Raw genomic sequence first — 15,288 nt, forward strand, 5'->3', positions numbered from 1 at the left:
AGGCCGCCGCACAGGCGGCCATCCAGTGAGAGGAAGATTGCATGGTTTCTCAACCCTCCGGTCCCGGCCGGGTCCTGATCACCGGTGGTGGCTCCGGACTCGGTGCCGCCGTCGTGGAGGCGGTCCGGGCCAGCGGCGGTCAGCCGATCGTCCTGGACCGGGACATCAGCTCACTGAGCGGCATCACCGCCTACGAGGTGGACGTCACGGACACCGCCGCGGTGACGGAGACGGTCGAACGCGCGGCCGCAGAGGCGGGCGGACTGGATGCCGTGGTCACGGCCGCGGGGATCGACCGTTGCGGTCGGCTCGAGGACGTCTCGATCGAGGACTGGGAACTGGTGGTCCGGGTGAACCTCTTCGGCACCGTCTCCACCGTGCGGGCGGCGCTGCCGGCACTCAAGGCCTCGCACGGGCGCGTCGTCACAGTGGCCTCCACGCTCGCCCTGAAGGGTGCCTCGGACGCCACCGCCTACTGCGCCTCCAAGTTCGGCGTCCTCGGCTTCACGCAGGCCCTGGCCGCGGAGCTCAAGGGGGAGGTCGGCGTCACCCAGCTCATCCCCGGCGGGATGAAGACCCGGTTCTTCGACGACCGGACCGAACAGTACAAGCCCCAGGACGACTCCCAGCTCAACGACCCCTCCAACGTGGCCCAAGCGGTGCTGTTCGCTCTGTCCCAGCCTGCCGGCTGCGAGGTGCGGGAGCTGTTCATCGCGCACGCGGAGGAGCCCTCCTGGCCGTGAGCCGGTGAGCGGGTGAGTCTGAGCCGTCCCGGCGGTTCCGCCCGGACTGCCGGACAGATCGTCCTTACAAACCAAGCACCTTGTTCCCACGGGTACAAGGTGCTTGGTTTGTACTAATGGAGCTGTGCCGTCAAGCCCTCCGCTGGCTCAGGCTCTCCGTTCAGTCCAGGGGCGGGACGAATTGGCCCTTCGCGGTCACGGTCAGGCCCGATTCGGTGACGGTGAAGCCGCGCGCCTCGTCCTCGGCTCGGTCGAAGCCGATCTGCACGCCCTCCGGGACCACCACGTTCTTGTCCAGGATCGCGTTGCGGACCTTGGCGCCCTTGCCCACCACCACGCCGTCGAGCAGGACGGACTGCTCCACCCAGGCCTCGTTGTGCACCCGCACGTCCGTGGACAGCACGGACTGGGCCACGGTCCCGCCGGAGATCACCACCCCCTGGGACAGGATGGAGTCCACCGCGGTGCCCGGGCGCTTCGTTGCCGACCGCACGAGCTTGGCCGGCGGAGAGACGGACTGGCGCGTGAAGATGGGCCACTCGGGGTTGTAGAGGTTGAAGTCCGGCCAGGGCTTGACCAGGTCCATGTGCGCATCGTAGTACGAGTCCAGGGTGCCGACGTCCCGCCAGTAGTGCGTGCGGTCAGCCTCCTCGGGCAACACGTTCGTCGTGAAGTCGTAGACGCCACAGTCGTTCTGCTCCACGAACCACGGGACGATGTCTCCGCCCATGTCATGGTCTGTGTCCTTGGCCTGGGCGTCGGCGTTGAGTGCGTCCACCAGTGCATCGGCGGTGAAGACGTAGTTCCCCATGGACGCCAGGAACTGCGTCGGGTCTTCGGCGAGCCCCTCCGTCGTCGCGGGTTTCTCCACGAAGCGCTCGATGCGGTTCGGGTCGGACCGCTGGGTCTCGATGACCCCGAAGGACGACGCCAGCTCCAGCGGTTGCCGGACGGCCGCGACGGTGGCTGAGGCCCCCGACTCGATGTGCTGGTCTACCATCTGCTGGAAGTCCATCCGGTAGACGTGGTCTGCCCCGATCACCACCACGATGTCCGGGCGCGCGTCGTGGATGAGGTTCATCGACTGGTAGATGGCGTTGGCGCTGCCGAGAAACCAGTCCTTGCCCCGGCGTTGCTGCGCCGGGACCGAGGCCACGTAGTTCCGCAACAGGGTGGACATCCGCCAGGTCTCGGAGATGTGCCGGTCCAGGGAGTGCGACTTGTACTGTGTCAGCACCACGATCCTCAGGTACCCGGAGTTCACCAGGTTCGAGAGGGCGAAATCGATCAATCGATAGCTGCCCGCGAACGGAACGGCGGGTTTGGCCCGGTCCGCCGTCAGCGGCATCAGCCGCTTGCCTTCACCGCCGGCCAGTACGACCGCCAGCACCTTCTTCTGTGGCATCTGAAGCGTCCCGTTCCCTTGGAGGAGTGTCCGTGCCTTCACACTAACGGGAGTCCTCCGTACTCGACTACGTTGATGTCGTGCGCATCGACATCGTGACCAAGGAATTCCCTCCGGCTATCTATGGGGGCGCCGGCGTCCATGTCGCCGAGCTGTCCCGGGTGCTGGCCAGCCGGGTCGACCTGCGTGTCCATGCCTTCGGGGAGGCCCGGGATCCCGACTTCCACGGGGCGAGGGTGACCAGCTACGGAGTCCCCGGTGGTCTGGAGACGTCCAACCCCGCGGTCCAGACCCTCGGCACCGACCTGGCCATCCTGCAGGACCTGGCCGGCACGGACCTGATCCACACCCACACGTGGTACGCGAACCTGGCCGGCCACCTCGGCGGCCTCCTCCACGATGTCCCGCATATCCTCTCCGCCCACTCCCTGGAACCCTTGCGGCCCTGGAAGGCCGAGCAGCTCGGCGGCGGCTACCGCGTGTCCTCCTGGGCCGAGGCGACCGCCTATGCCTCGGCGGCGGCCGTCATCGCGGTCTCGGAGGGCATGCGGAAGGACATCATGGCGGCCTACCCGGATGTGGACCCAGCCAAGGTCCGCGTCGTCCACAACGGCATCGACACCGAACTGTGGACCCCCCAGCACGACGCCGGCGCCCTCGAGCACCATGGCATCGATCCGGGGCGTCCGATGGTCGCCTTCGTCGGCCGGGTGACCCGGCAGAAGGGCGTGCCCTATCTCCTGCGGGCCGCGGCCCGGCTCGCCCCCGAGGTCCAGGTCGTCCTCTGCGCCGGAGCGGCCGACACCCCTGAGCTGGCCGCCGAGGTGGCTGGCCTGGTGGCCGAGTTGAAGGCCGCTCGGGACGGGGTCACGGTCATCGAGGGCATGCTTCCCCGGGCGGACATCATGCAGATCCTGTCCCACGCCACCGTGTTCGCCTGCCCCTCCGTCTACGAGCCGCTCGGCATCGTCAACCTCGAGGCCATGGCGTGCGGTACGGCCGTGGTCGCCTCCGCCGTGGGCGGGATCCCCGAGGTCGTCCAGCACGGCGAGACCGGCCTTCTGGTGGAACTCGACCAGAGCGCCGACGGCTCCGGGACGCCGCTCGACGAGGAACGCTTCATCACCGACTTCGCCGCCGCCCTCACAACTGTGCTCGAGGATCCCGCCGAGGCAGCGCGGATGGGCAGGGCCGGCCGGCAGCGGGCGATCGACCACTTCTCCTGGATGGCCATCGCCGATCGGACCCTGGACGTCTACGAGTCTGTCCTCCGGTGACCGGCCCGCGGGCCCTCGTGGTCGGTTGGCCGTCAGTCCTGCACGGGGAGGCCACGGCCGGCGACGTGCTGGCCATGCGGACGGTGGAGCACGCCCTGTCCGGGGCCGGGATCCGGCACGACACGGCCTGGAGCCCCGTCATGTGTCCGCCGGGCGGCCTTCTCCTGGATGATGCGGAACCCAGCCACTACTCGTACCTGATCTTCGCCTGCGGCCCAGCCACGGGGACGCCGCTGGTGGAACTGCATGAACGCTTCTCCCACTGCACCCGGATCGCCATCGGTGTCAGCGTCGTCGATCCCGCCGACCCCGCCGTGACCGGGTTCCACCGGGTCTTCGCGCGAGACCGCCCGGGATCACCTCCACAGCCGGACCTGGCCACAGCGGCACCGATGGCACCCGAGGCGCGCCTCCCGCCGGTGCTGGGTGTCTTCCTGACGGCCGGCCAGCGGGAGTACGGGGCTAGGCGCCGTCATGACGCGGTGAAGGACACGCTGGCGACGTGGCTGTCCCGGATCGATGCCGCCCGGCTCGACCTGGACACCCGGCTCGACCCGCGGGACTGGCGCCTGCCTGCGTCCCCGGAGCAGCTGCAGTCGGTGATCCAGCGACTGGATGCTGTGGTGACCATGCGCATGCACGGCCTGGTCCTGGCGCTGCGGGCCGGGGTACCGGCCCTTGCCCTGGACCCGGTGGAGGGTGGCGGGAAGGTGACGGCACAGGCACGGGCCCTGGACTGGCCGGCCGTCCTGTCCGCCGCCGCGGTCTCGGAGTCCGCCCTGGACCACCAGCTGGCGTGGTGCCTGTCCGAGGGACGGGCCGTCGCACGGCACAGGGCGTCCTGGATGGGATCCGGACGTGGAGAGGGGAATGATGGCCTAGTCAATGCAGGGTTGAGCAAGCTCATCCACCAACTGCGTAGCGATTGACACGGGCCCTCCAAACCGTGTCCTCCGTTACAGGTTTCTTATGCAAGACTGACGGCGTGCGCTACTTGGGAATCAATGCAACGTTCCATGATCCGGCTGCCGCTGTGGTGGTCAACGGCGAAGTCGTGGCAGCCGCGGAGGAGGAGAGGTTCTCCCGCCGCAAGCACGGAAAGCGGCCGGTGCCGTTCTCCGCGTGGGAGCTGCCAGAGCAGTCCATGCGCTGGGTGCTGGCCGAGGCCGGGATCACCGCCGAGGACCTGGACGGGGTGGCGTACTCCTTCGACCCGGAGATCGCCGTGGACATCCCCGACGACCCCTATGACCACGTCCGGCTGGACTATGTGCGCCGGGCCCCGGGATTCATCGCCGAAGCCCTGCCCGGCCTGGACCCGTCCAAGGTCACGTACGTCCAGCACCACGTGGCCCACGCCGCCTCCTCCGGGCTCGCCGGCCCCTACCGTACCGGTGCGGTGCTCGTCTCGGACGGCCGGGGAGAGGGCCACTCCCACCTGGCCGGCGAGTACGTCGACGGTGAGCTGTCCATCCTGGCCCGTCAGGAGCTGCCCGATTCCCTGGGCCTGGTCTACGAATCCCTGACCGACCACCTCGGCTTCCTGCGCTCGTCCGACGAGTTCAAGGTCATGGCCTTGGCCTCCTACGGGACTCCGCGCTTCCTGGACGAACTCCGCGACTACGTCCACGCCACCGGGGACGGCGGTTTCACCGCCCGTGCCCCGGAGTGGGAGCAGTTCGCCCCCCGGCGGATCGATGACGGCACCTGGGGCGGCGCCCACGCCGACCTCGCGGCCTCCGTCCAGTGCGTGGTCGAGGAGACCCTGGTGGAACTGGCCCGGTGGCTGCGGGAGCAGACCGGCCAGCGCGTGCTGACCATGGCCGGGGGTACCGCCCTCAACTGCGTGGCCAATTCCCGGATCTGGCGCGAGGCCGGCTTCGACGACGTCTGGGTCCAGCCGGCGTCGGGGGACTCCGGAACGGCGCTGGGCGCGGCCCTGACCCTGGCCCAGCGGGCCGGTGACCTCGCCGCGCCGGAGCCGACGGCGGCCCTGGGGCGCAGCTGGGATGATGACGAGCTGGCCCAGTGGCTCACCACCGCGCAGGTGCCCTTCACCACGCCCGGGTCCCGCGAGGCCTTGGCCGCAGAGGTGGCCGGCATCCTCGAACAGAACGGCGTCATCGCCTGGTTCGACGGCCGCAGCGAGTTCGGGCCCCGGGCGCTCGGGTTCCGGTCGCTGCTGGCGAACCCGATGCATGCCGAGAACCTGGAGCGGCTCAACGATGTGAAGGGCCGGGAGCAGTTCCGCCCGGTGGCCCCCATGGTGCTGGAGGACCGCGCCGCCGAGATCTTCAGCGGCGGTCCCATCCCCAGTCCCTACATGCTCTTCACCCACGACGTCGCCCCGGAGTGGCGCGACCGCATCCCCACCGTCACCCACGTGGACGGCTCCGCCCGCATCCAGACGGTCAATGACCGGGACAACCCCGGCATCGCCGCCCTGTTGCGTGCCTTCAACGAACGCACGGGCGTCCCGGTGGTGGTCAACACCAGTCTGAACACGGCTGGACGCCCGATGGTGGACGACCCCCGAGACGCCCTCGAGTTGTTCGGTTCGGCGCCCGTGGCCGCGCTGGTCCTGGGTCCGCACCTGATCCGCCGGGCGGGGTTCTTCGCATGAGCGGCCTGAGAGCGCAGGGTCCTTACGCCCTCGTCATCCCCTCGGTCGGCCGCCCCTCCCTGGACCGGCTCCTGGAGACCGTGGCCGCCCTGGACACCGACGCATCCCACCCCGGCCCGGTGGAGATCGTCGTGGTGGACGACCGCCGCGAACCGGCGGAGACTGGCACCCGGCTCGCCCCCCTGATGCCCACGGTGGATGGGGAACCCGTGCGCGTGGTGCGCGGCTACGGCCGCGGCCCCGCAGCGGCGCGCAACCGCGGCTGGCGGGCCGTCGACGATTCCGTGGAATGGATCGCGTTCCTGGACGATGACGTCGAGCTGCCGACCACCTGGGCCCGCGATCTGGCCACCGACCTGGCCGCCTGTCCACCCGAGGTGGCCGCCAGTCAGGGCCGGATCACAGTGCCGTTGCCGACGGACCGGGCACCCACCGACTGGGCGCGCAACACCGCCTCACTGCAGGAGGCCGATTGGGCGACGGCCGACATGGCCTACCGCCGGCGTGTGCTCGAGGAGGTCGGGGGACTGGACGAGCGCTTCCCGCGGGCCTACCGCGAGGACGCCGACCTGGCCCTGCGGGTCCGTCTCGCCGGCTACCGGTTGGTGCGCGGCCACCGCAACATCCTCCACCCCGTCCGCCCGGCGGACGACTGGGTCAGCCAGCGCGTGCAGGCAGGAAACGCCGACAACGCCTTGATGCGCCGGCTGCACGGCCCGCACTGGCGTGAACAAGCCCAGGCACCCGCCGGGGCCTTCGGCTGGCACGTGGCCACGACGACGGCCGCGGCCCTTGCGGCGATCGGCACCGTGGGCTGGATGGCGGGCTCGCGCGGCGCCGGCCGGATCGCCGGAGCCGGCATCGTGGCCTGGTCCGCCCTGTACGGGCGTTTCCTCGGCAGGAGGCTAGCCCCCGGACCGCGACCGGGAGACCCTGAGTTCCCGGCGGAGTTGCGCCGGATGGCCTTGACCAGTGCGACCATCCCGCCGAGCGCGGTCCGGCACCGAGTCCGCGGCTGGATGCAGCACCGGTCCACCGGCCCCTGGCCCGTCCGCCCCCGCGCCGTGCTCTTCGACCGGGACGGCACCCTCGTCCACGATGTGCCCTACAACGGAGACCCGGACCAGGTCGATCCCGTCGATGGCGCCCGGGGCCTCCTCAAGCGCGTCCGCGCTGCTGGGCTGGGCACAGCCGTCGTCACCAACCAGTCGGGAGTGGCCCGCGGACTGGTCTCCCGGGACCAGGTGGATGCCGTCAACGAACGGATCGACCGGCTGCTCGGCCCCTTCGACTCCTGGCAGGTCTGTCCCCACGGACCGGCGGAGAACTGCCCCTGCCGCAAGCCGCGGCCGGGCATGGTCCTCGCCGCCGCGAAGGCCCTGGGCGTACGCCCCGAGGAATGCGTGCTCATCGGCGACATCGGTGCGGACATCGAGGCCGCCCAGTCCGCCGGAGCCCGATCGGTGCTGGTGCCGACCCACGTGACCCGGCCCGAGGAGGTTTCCGATGCCCCGGTCACCGCGCCGGACCTGGCCACCGCCGTCGAACTCGTGCTCGACTGGTCCTCCGGCCGGCAGCAGGCCCCGGCCGCCACCCTGACTTCGACCCTGACCTCGACCCAGGACGGTGAACAATCCACCACATGACGCGCATCCTCGCGGTACGACTCGATTCGGACGGCGACGTCCTGCTGACCGGGCCCGCGATCCGGGTCCTGGCCAAGATCGGCACGGTGGACCTGCTCGCCTCCCCGTCCGGAGCCGCCGCGGCGCGGTTGCTGCCCGGCGTCCACACGGTCCTGGAATTCGACGCCCCGTGGTCCGGCTTCCGGCCGCCGGCGGTCGACACGCGGGCCACGCTGGAGCTGGTCGAGCGGTTGCGCGTCACGGGGTACGACCGGGCGGTCATCTTCACCTCCTTCCACCAGAGCCCCCTGCCGATGGCCCTGCTGGCCCGGATGGCCGGGATCGAACACATCGTGGGCACGAGTACGGACTACCCCGGGTCGTTGTTGGACGTGCGATTGAAGCGCGCCGACCCGCCGGGTGGCGGCCACGAGGTCGAGGCCGCCCTGGAGGTCGCGGTCGCCGCCGGTGCCCCTCGGCCGGAGCACCCGATCTTGGGCGTGCGCCGCCCCCTGCCACCACCACCCACTCAACTGCCCGCTGCCCTGCGCTCGGGCGGCTACGTGGTCCTGCACCCGGGCGCGTCCGTGCCGGCACGCGGACTGCGGGCGGACCACGCCGGGGCCATCGCGGCGGCCCTGGCCGCTGCCGGCCACGCCGTCGTCGTCACCGGGGGACCCGCCGAACGCGAACTGGTGGCCGAGACGGTGGCCCTGGCGCGCGGACGCCACCCGGATGCCACGGTGCTGGACCTGGCCGGGGCCACAGACCTGGCCGGCCTGGCCTCGGTGCTCGAGTCCGCGGACTGCACGGTGGTCGGCAACACCGGCCCGGCCCACCTCTCGGCCGCCGTCGGCACACCGGTCGTCTCCCTGTTCTCTCCGGTGGTCCCCGCCGAGCGATGGCGGCCCTACGGGGTCCCGGTCCGTCTGCTCGGCGACCAGCACGCCCCGTGCCGGGACAGCCGAGCCCGTGACTGCCCCGTCCCCGGACACCCGTGCCTGAGTGGAGTCTCCGGCGCCGACGTGGTCGCCGCCGTGGCCGAGCTCACCCAGCCCACCGACCAACCGGTCCGGGCCGCCCACGAGGCCGGCTGCGGACCCCTGAGCACCTCCCGAGGAGACCGATGAGAATCCTGATCTGGCATGTGCACGGCTCCTGGATGACCGCGTTCGTCCAGGGCCAGCACGACTACCTGCTGCCGGTGGACGACGACCGGGGACCTGACGGCCGCGGCCGGGCCCAGACCTGGGACTGGCCGGCCTCTGCGCGGGAGATGACCGCTGCACATCTGGCCGGTGAACAACCGGACCTGGTGGTGCTGCAACGGCCGCACGAGGCGGAGCTGCTGGAGAGCTGGACCGGACTGCGGGCTGGGATCGACGTCCCGGCCGTCTACCTGGAGCACAACGCGCCAACCGGGACCGCGATGGCCTCCGGCCACCCCTATGCCGACCAGGACGCCATCCCGGTCGTGCACGTCACCCACTTCAACCGCATCATGTGGGACACCGGCACGGCCCGCACCGAGGTGATCGAGCACGGCGTTCCCGATCCCGGCCACCTGTACACCGGGGAGCAGGCCTCCCTGGCCGTCGTGGTGAACGAACCGGTGCGCCGCACCCGCGTGGCGGGCACGGACCTGGTCCTGCAGTTGTCCCGGGACCTGCCCGTGGAGGTCTACGGCATGGGCATGGACCACCTGGCCGAGGTCGCACCTTGGCTCGCGGGCGGCCTGCACGAGAATTACCGGCAGTCCGAGTTGCACCGGGCCCTGGCCGCACACCGCGTGTACTTCCACCCGTACCGGTGGACCAGCCTGGGGCTGGCCCTGCTCGAGGCCATGACGCTCGGCATGCCCGTCTTGGCCCTGTCCACCACCGAGGCGCCTCGGGCCGTGCCGCCCTCCGCCGGCCTGCTCAGCAACGACCCGGCCGAACTGGCGCACCGTGGCCGGCAGTGGCTTCAGGACCCCGGACTCGCGGCCCAGGCCGGGGCCGCGGCCCGTGCCCACGCGCTGGACCGGTACGGTCTTCAGAGGTTCCTGGCCGACTGGGATGCGTTGATCGGGCGGGTGGTCGCATGAGCGCCGACCGGAGGGACAGCAAGCCGATGGACACCGGGCCCCTGGATATAGCGCTCGTGTCCGAGCACGCCTCCCCGCTGGCCGCCCTCGGCGGCGTGGACGCCGGTGGCCAGAACGTCTTCGTGGCAGCCCTGGCCGCCCAGCTGGGTCGCCGCGGTCACCGGATCCGTGTCTACACCCGGCTCGACGATGCGGCCCTGCCCGAGCAGGTGGAAGCCGCGCCCGGCGTGACCGTCGTGCACGTGCCCGCCGGTCCGGCCGAACAGCTACCCAAGGACGAGCTCGCGCCCTACATGGACGAGTTCGCCCGCTGGATGTCCGCGCAGTGGCGTCGGGAGGGGGTGCCGGACCTCGTCCACGCGCACTTCTGGATGTCCGGGATGGCCGCGACGGCGGCCGCGGAGGCCGCCCGCATCCCGGCCGTCCAGACCTTCCATGCCCTGGGCTCGGTCAAGCGCCGGCACCAGGGATTGGCGGACACCAGCCCGTCCGGCCGGCTCGGGATCGAGGCCCGCCTCGTGGAGCAGAACGAGCTGGTCCTGGCCACCTGCCGCGACGAGGTGGACGAGCTCATGGGCCTCGGCGCCGACCCGGACCGGGTCCGCATCGTGCCCTGTGGCGTGGACGCCGGGGCCTTCGCCCCGCCCGTGGACGCCGGTCCCGGACGCGCAGCCGGCGAGCCGGTGCATCTCGTGGCGTTGGGCCGGATGGTCGAGCGCAAGGGCGTGGACGTCGTCGTGCGTGCCCTCGCCCAGGTTCCCGAGGCTCACCTGACCGTGGCCGGCGGACCGGACCGCGCCGTGCTCGGCGAGGACCCCGAGGCCCGGCGCCTGCTGGCGCTGGCGGAGGAGTACGGGGTCGCAAACCGGCTCACCCTGACCGGCCGGGTCGGCCGCGACGAGGCCGCCGGGCTGCTGGCCTCGGCCGACATCGTCACCTGCACCCCGTGGTACGAACCCTTCGGCATCGTGCCGCTGGAGGCCATGGCCTGTGGCCGTCCGGTGGTCGGCTCAGCCGTGGGGGGTCTGCTGGACAGCATCGACGACGGCACCACCGGCCTGCTGGTCCCACCCCGGGACGTGGACGCCACGGCCACGGCCATCCGCCGTCTCACCGAGGACCCGGAGCTTGCCGCCTGCATGGGCCGGGCCGGCCGGGAACGGGTGCAGCGACTGTTCAGTTGGGAGCGGGTGGCCGAGCTCACCGAGGAGGCCTACCGCGAGGCTCAGAGCGGGTACGCACAGTCGCATCCAAGCCGGCCTGGAGCCACCCGCCGGCTGCTGGCCGAGCACCGGGAAGACCTGGACCAGGCGCTGACCGCCCTCGAGGACGACGCCGACGTGCTGGACCGGTGGGGCCGCCGCCTGTCCGAGTTGCTGGGTGGCGGTGGACGCGTGCTGGCCGCCGGCAACGGCGGCAGCGCGGCCGAGGCCCAGCACTTCACCGCCGAGCTGGTCGGCCGCTTCCAGGGCGAGCGGCGCCCCCTGGCGGCCGTGTGCCTCTCGGCGGAGACCTCGTCCCTCACGGCGATCGTCAACGACTACGGCGCCGACGAGGTGTTCGCCCGCCAGGTCCAGGCCCACGGGCGGGCGGGCGACGTGCTCGTGCTGCTCTCCACCAGTGGGACCAGTCCCAACGTGCTGGAGGCGGCGCGCCGCGCCCGGCAGATCGGGATGCGCGTCTGGGCGCTGACCGGTCCGGGACCCAACCCGCTGGCCGAGCTGGCCGACGAGGCCGTGTGCGTGCCGGGGCCGTCCACCTCGGTGGTCCAGGAGGCTCACCTGGTCCTGTTGCACGCACTCTGTGCTGTGATGGACGAAGGATTCAACCGTTGCCAACCGGGCCCGGATACCGTTCCAGGCACGCACAGGACCAACAGGACCAACAGGGAGGACACGCCATGAGTGCGCGGATCGTCGTGGTGGGGGATGTGTTGCTGGACCGAGACATCACGGGCAGCTCCGAACGGCTGAGCCCGGACGCCCCGGTCCCCGTGGTGGACGTGCAGCACCTTCACGCCAGTCCGGGTGGTGCAGGCCTGGCCGCACTGTTGTGCGCCGGACGGGCCGGCGGCCTGCCCGGCGAGCCGCCCACCGTGGTCCTGGTGGCCCCGCTGGCCGAGGACGACGCCGCGGCCGAATTGCGCGCGGAACTGGCCGGTATCGACATCCACGCCCTGGGACATGACGGTGGCACCCGGACCAAGACCCGGGTCCGTAGTGCCGGTCAGACCCTGGTGCGCATCGACGACGGCGGGCCGGGCACGCCGCTGGACGTCGACGCCGGTGCTCTCGCCGCCGTGCTGGGCGACGCCGACGTCATCCTGGTCTCCGACTACGGCGGTGGCATCACCCGGGACGAGTCCATACGCCGGGCTCTCACCGAGACGGCCGCCCGCGTGCCGATGGTCTGGGACCCGCATCCTCGCGGCGGTGACCCGGTGCCGGGATGCACGGTGGTGACCCCCAACCTGGCCGAGGCCCGCGCGGCGTTGGGCCGGCTGGGCACGGGGCCGGCCGAGCCGCACGAGCCGGGGGCCGAGGTCCCGGACGACAGCCTGGCGGAGGCCCTGCGCGTGGGCTGGGGCGCCCGGTCCGTGGCGGTGACCGCCGGCGCCTGCGGGGCGTTCCTCGCCACCTCCGGCACCGCCGAGCTCCTGCCGACCGTGCCGGTTGATTCCTCCGATCCCTGTGGAGCCGGGGACCGGTTCGCGGCCGCCGTCGCCGTCCAGCTGGCCGCCGGCGGATCGGTGCTCCGCTCGGTCGAGGCCGCCGTCGCGGCCGCCGCCCAATGGGTGGAGGCCGGCGGTGCCGCCGCCTTCCGCGACGGACGCATCGGTCCGGACGGTCCCGCGGCCACCCGGCGTTCCCCGCACCGCCCGCTCGCCCTGGACCCGCAGGAAGCGGCCATCCACGCGGTAGCCGCGACCCGGGCCCGCGGTGGCACCGTGGTCGCCACGGGGGGATGCTTCGACGTGCTGCACCCCGGCCACCTCGAGACGCTGCGCCGGGCCCGCGACCTGGGAGACGTGCTGGTGGTCCTGCTCAACTCTGACGACTCGGTCAGCCGCCTCAAGGGCCCGAGCCGGCCAGTGGTGGGTCAGCAGGACCGGGCGACCCTGCTCATGGGGCTGCGCGATGTCGACGGAGTGCTCATCTTCGACGAGGACAACCCGTGCGCCGCCCTGGACCGGCTGCGCCCGGACATCTGGGTCAAGGGCGGGGACTACACCCCGGACCTGTTGCCTGAGGCGCCACTGGTCCGCAGCTGGGGCGGACGCGTGGAGGTGCTGCCCTACGTGCCCGGTCATTCCACCACCGGCATCGTGGATCGCATCACCGCAGGGAACGTGGATGCCCACTGACATCCCGGAACCCTATACCGCCGCCTGGCTCGCCGCCAGCAGGCAGGGCGGGGTTCCCAGCCTCGCCGCCAGCAGGCAGGGCGGGGTTCCCAGCGCACCGGGGGAGCCGGCTGTACCGGCCGGCGGCACACCGGTGACCCCGGGCCCGGAGGATGTCCTCGTACTCCGTGCCCTGGGCCTGGGCGACGCGCTGACCGGCGTCGCCGCCCTCCGCGGGATACGGCGACGGTACCCGGACCGAAGGCTCGTGCTGGCGGGTCCCGCTGTGACCGGTCAGTTACTCCGGGACCTGGGCTTCGTGGACGAGGTGCTCCCGCTCCCCGGACTGGTTCCGCTGCCGGAGTGCAGGCCCGGATCGGTGGCCGTGAACCTGCACGGACGGGGCCCCGCCAGCCACCGACTGCTGCAGCAGGCACGGCCAGCGCGGCTCATCGCCTACGCCGCCCCAGAGGCCGGGCACGCCGGGCCGGACTGGCGTGCCGACGAACACGAGGTGGACCGCTGGTGCCGCGTGGTGCGGCAGGCCGGAGGCGAGTGCTCCCGCGAGGACCTGCGGCTGCGCCCCCGGGCCGCCGCCGACGCCGAACGGCGACACCGGGACGGTACCGGACCGATCCTGGTGCACCCGGGGGCGGCCTCGGCCTCTCGACACTGGCCGGTGGAGCGTTGGCGCCAGGTGACCGCCGCCCTGGCGGCGGACGGTCACCGGGTTCTTGTCACCGGATCAGCAGCCGAGGCCGGTCTGGGCCACGCCGTGTCCACGGGACTGGCCGGCGTCGAGGACCACACCGGTGGCCAGGGGCTGAGTGAGCTCTCCGCGATGGTGCGTGATGCCGCACTCGTCGTGAGCGCGGACACCGGAGTCGCCCACCTGGCCACCGGCTGGTGCGTTCCCTCCGTGGTGCTGTTCGGCCCGGTGCCCCCGGCACGGTGGGGGCCGGCGATCGATCCGGACCTGCACACCGTCCTCTGGCACGGCGACCCTGACGCCGGCGCGTGGGGCGACCCGCACGGCGACACCCTCGACGCGCTGCTGGAGAAGGTGTCCGTCACCGAGGTGCTGGAGGCCGCGCGCACCCACCTCCACACCGACCCTGTCCAACGAGAGGATCCATCGTGAACCCTGAGAACCGCCAGAACGATACGGGAGCCGGACCACAGCGCCCGATCCGCCGCGCCGTCGTCACCGGAGGTGCGGGCTTCCTCGGCAGCCACCTGTGCACCGAGTTGCGTCGGCGCGAGGTGGAGGTGGTCTGCTTGGACAACTTCCTCACGGGCAATGCCGTCAACATCGAGCACCTGATCGGCGATCCCGGCTTCCGGCTGGTCCAGTGCGATGTCACGGACTACATCCATGTCCCCGGCGAGGTGGACCTCGTGCTGCACTTCGCCTCACCGGCCTCCCCGATCGACTACCTGAAGCTGCCCATCCACACCCTCAAGGTCGGCTCGATCGGTACCCTGCACGCCCTGGGCCTGGCCAAGGACAAGGGGGCCCGATTCATCCTCGCCTCCACCTCGGAGGTCTACGGGGATCCGCAGGTGCATCCCCAGTCCGAGGACTACTGGGGACACGTCAACCCGGTGGGGCCACGCGGCGTGTACGACGAGGCCAAGCGCTTCGCCGAGGCCATGACGGTGGCCTACCGGGGGCAGCACGCGGTGGACACGGGCATCGTCCGGATCTTCAACACCTTCGGCCCGCGGATGCGCCCCTACGACGGCCGGGCGATCCCCACCTTCATCCGGCAGGCGCTGGCCGGCGAGCCGTTGACCGTCACGGGTGACGGCGAACAGACGCGCTCGGTCTGCTACGTCTCCGATCTGGTGCGCGGGATCCTGGCCCTGGCATGGAGTGACCATTCCGGGCCGATGAACATCGGCAACCCCCACGAGCTCTCCGTGCTGCAGATCGCCCGGGACGTCGTGGCCGCCACCGGATCCGACTCGCCGATCGAGTTCATCGACCGCCCGGTGGACGATCCCATGGTCCGCCGCCCGGACACGACCCTGGCCTCCCACGAGCTGGACTGGACCCCGGAGGTGCCCTGGACCGAGGGGCTCGCGCGCACCGTGGAGTGGTTCCGCACGGCTGTCAACGAGGACAGCCTTGAGGCGGCCACCCGCCAGGACTGACCGTGGGTCGAGGGGAGCCGTCGTCCCGC

At 71.7% G+C, this 15,288-nt stretch carries 12 protein-coding genes; 11 read left to right on the forward strand and 1 reads right to left on the reverse strand.

The window, feature by feature from the left end:
- The first annotated feature begins 41 nt into the window (after positions 1-41).
- Complete coding sequence (locus tag IEX49_RS13475) at positions 42-743, forward strand: SDR family oxidoreductase (RefSeq protein WP_188806672.1); 702 nt, start codon at positions 42-44, stop codon at positions 741-743.
- A 160-nt stretch (positions 744-903) separates the two neighbouring features.
- Here IEX49_RS13475 and glgC read toward each other — a convergent pair whose 3' ends face one another.
- The gene (gene glgC / locus IEX49_RS13480; RefSeq protein WP_188806673.1) at positions 904-2,148 is read right to left on the reverse strand and encodes a glucose-1-phosphate adenylyltransferase; all 1,245 of its coding nucleotides are present in this window, start codon (positions 2,146-2,148) and stop codon (positions 904-906) included.
- An 80-nt stretch (positions 2,149-2,228) separates the two neighbouring features.
- Between glgC and glgA the strand changes: the two genes are divergently transcribed.
- From glgA to IEX49_RS13530, 10 genes are read left to right on the forward strand one after another with little or no spacing between them, the layout of a single operon-like run.
- Complete coding sequence (gene glgA / locus IEX49_RS13485) at positions 2,229-3,425, forward strand: glycogen synthase (RefSeq protein WP_188806674.1); 1,197 nt, start codon at positions 2,229-2,231, stop codon at positions 3,423-3,425.
- A complete protein-coding gene (locus IEX49_RS13490; protein ID WP_229672677.1) occupies positions 3,422-4,354 on the forward strand; it encodes a polysaccharide pyruvyl transferase family protein in 933 nt (310 codons plus the stop codon). Before glgA ends, IEX49_RS13490 begins: the two co-directional genes overlap by 4 nt.
- Positions 4,355-4,410: 56 nt before the next feature.
- Positions 4,411-6,048, forward strand: coding sequence for a carbamoyltransferase family protein (locus tag IEX49_RS13495; RefSeq protein WP_188806675.1), 1,638 nt, complete (start codon positions 4,411-4,413; stop codon positions 6,046-6,048).
- Complete coding sequence (locus tag IEX49_RS17080; RefSeq protein WP_188806676.1) at positions 6,045-7,694, forward strand: HAD-IIIA family hydrolase; 1,650 nt, start codon at positions 6,045-6,047, stop codon at positions 7,692-7,694. Before IEX49_RS13495 ends, IEX49_RS17080 begins: the two co-directional genes overlap by 4 nt.
- Positions 7,691-8,803 carry a glycosyltransferase family 9 protein gene (locus tag IEX49_RS13505; protein WP_188806677.1) on the forward strand — a complete coding sequence of 371 codons (1,113 nt, stop codon included), beginning with the start codon at positions 7,691-7,693 and terminating at the stop codon, positions 8,801-8,803. Before IEX49_RS17080 ends, IEX49_RS13505 begins: the two co-directional genes overlap by 4 nt.
- Positions 8,800-9,759, forward strand: coding sequence for a glycosyltransferase (locus tag IEX49_RS13510; protein ID WP_188806678.1), 960 nt, complete (start codon positions 8,800-8,802; stop codon positions 9,757-9,759). The genes IEX49_RS13505 and IEX49_RS13510 overlap by 4 nt, the downstream gene beginning before the upstream one ends.
- Complete coding sequence (locus IEX49_RS17085; protein WP_308421950.1) at positions 9,756-11,663, forward strand: glycosyltransferase; 1,908 nt, start codon at positions 9,756-9,758, stop codon at positions 11,661-11,663. The genes IEX49_RS13510 and IEX49_RS17085 overlap by 4 nt, the downstream gene beginning before the upstream one ends.
- Positions 11,660-13,123, forward strand: a complete 1,464-nt coding sequence (locus IEX49_RS13520) for a PfkB family carbohydrate kinase (protein ID WP_188806679.1) — start codon at positions 11,660-11,662, stop codon at positions 13,121-13,123. Before IEX49_RS17085 ends, IEX49_RS13520 begins: the two co-directional genes overlap by 4 nt.
- Entirely contained in the window at positions 13,113-14,243 is a 1,131-nt protein-coding gene (locus tag IEX49_RS13525) for a glycosyltransferase family 9 protein (RefSeq protein ID WP_188806680.1), read from the forward strand. The genes IEX49_RS13520 and IEX49_RS13525 overlap by 11 nt, the downstream gene beginning before the upstream one ends.
- Positions 14,240-15,259: a UDP-glucuronic acid decarboxylase family protein gene (locus IEX49_RS13530; protein ID WP_188806681.1), complete on the forward strand. Its 1,020-nt coding sequence runs from the start codon at positions 14,240-14,242 to the stop codon at positions 15,257-15,259. Before IEX49_RS13525 ends, IEX49_RS13530 begins: the two co-directional genes overlap by 4 nt.
- Positions 15,260-15,288: the final 29 nt, after the last annotated feature.

Source organism: Citricoccus zhacaiensis (assembly GCF_014645315.1).
GTDB classification, from domain to species: Bacteria; Actinomycetota; Actinomycetes; order Actinomycetales; family Micrococcaceae; genus Citricoccus; species Citricoccus zhacaiensis.

Excerpts from the sequence above, each read along its gene's own strand:
- IEX49_RS13475 (WP_188806672.1), top strand. The coding sequence starts at position 42 with ATGGTTTCTCAACCCTCCGGTCCCGGCCGGGTCCTGATCACCGGTGGT.
- glgC (WP_188806673.1), bottom strand. The coding sequence starts at position 2,148 with ATGCCACAGAAGAAGGTGCTGGCGGTCGTACTGGCCGGCGGTGAAGGC.
- IEX49_RS17080 (WP_188806676.1), top strand. The coding sequence starts at position 6,045 with ATGAGCGGCCTGAGAGCGCAGGGTCCTTACGCCCTCGTCATCCCCTCG.
- IEX49_RS13505 (WP_188806677.1), top strand. The coding sequence starts at position 7,691 with ATGACGCGCATCCTCGCGGTACGACTCGATTCGGACGGCGACGTCCTG.
- IEX49_RS13510 (WP_188806678.1), top strand. The coding sequence starts at position 8,800 with ATGAGAATCCTGATCTGGCATGTGCACGGCTCCTGGATGACCGCGTTC.
- IEX49_RS17085 (WP_308421950.1), top strand. The coding sequence starts at position 9,756 with ATGAGCGCCGACCGGAGGGACAGCAAGCCGATGGACACCGGGCCCCTG.
- IEX49_RS13520 (WP_188806679.1), top strand. The coding sequence starts at position 11,660 with ATGAGTGCGCGGATCGTCGTGGTGGGGGATGTGTTGCTGGACCGAGAC.
- IEX49_RS13525 (WP_188806680.1), top strand. The coding sequence starts at position 13,113 with ATGCCCACTGACATCCCGGAACCCTATACCGCCGCCTGGCTCGCCGCC.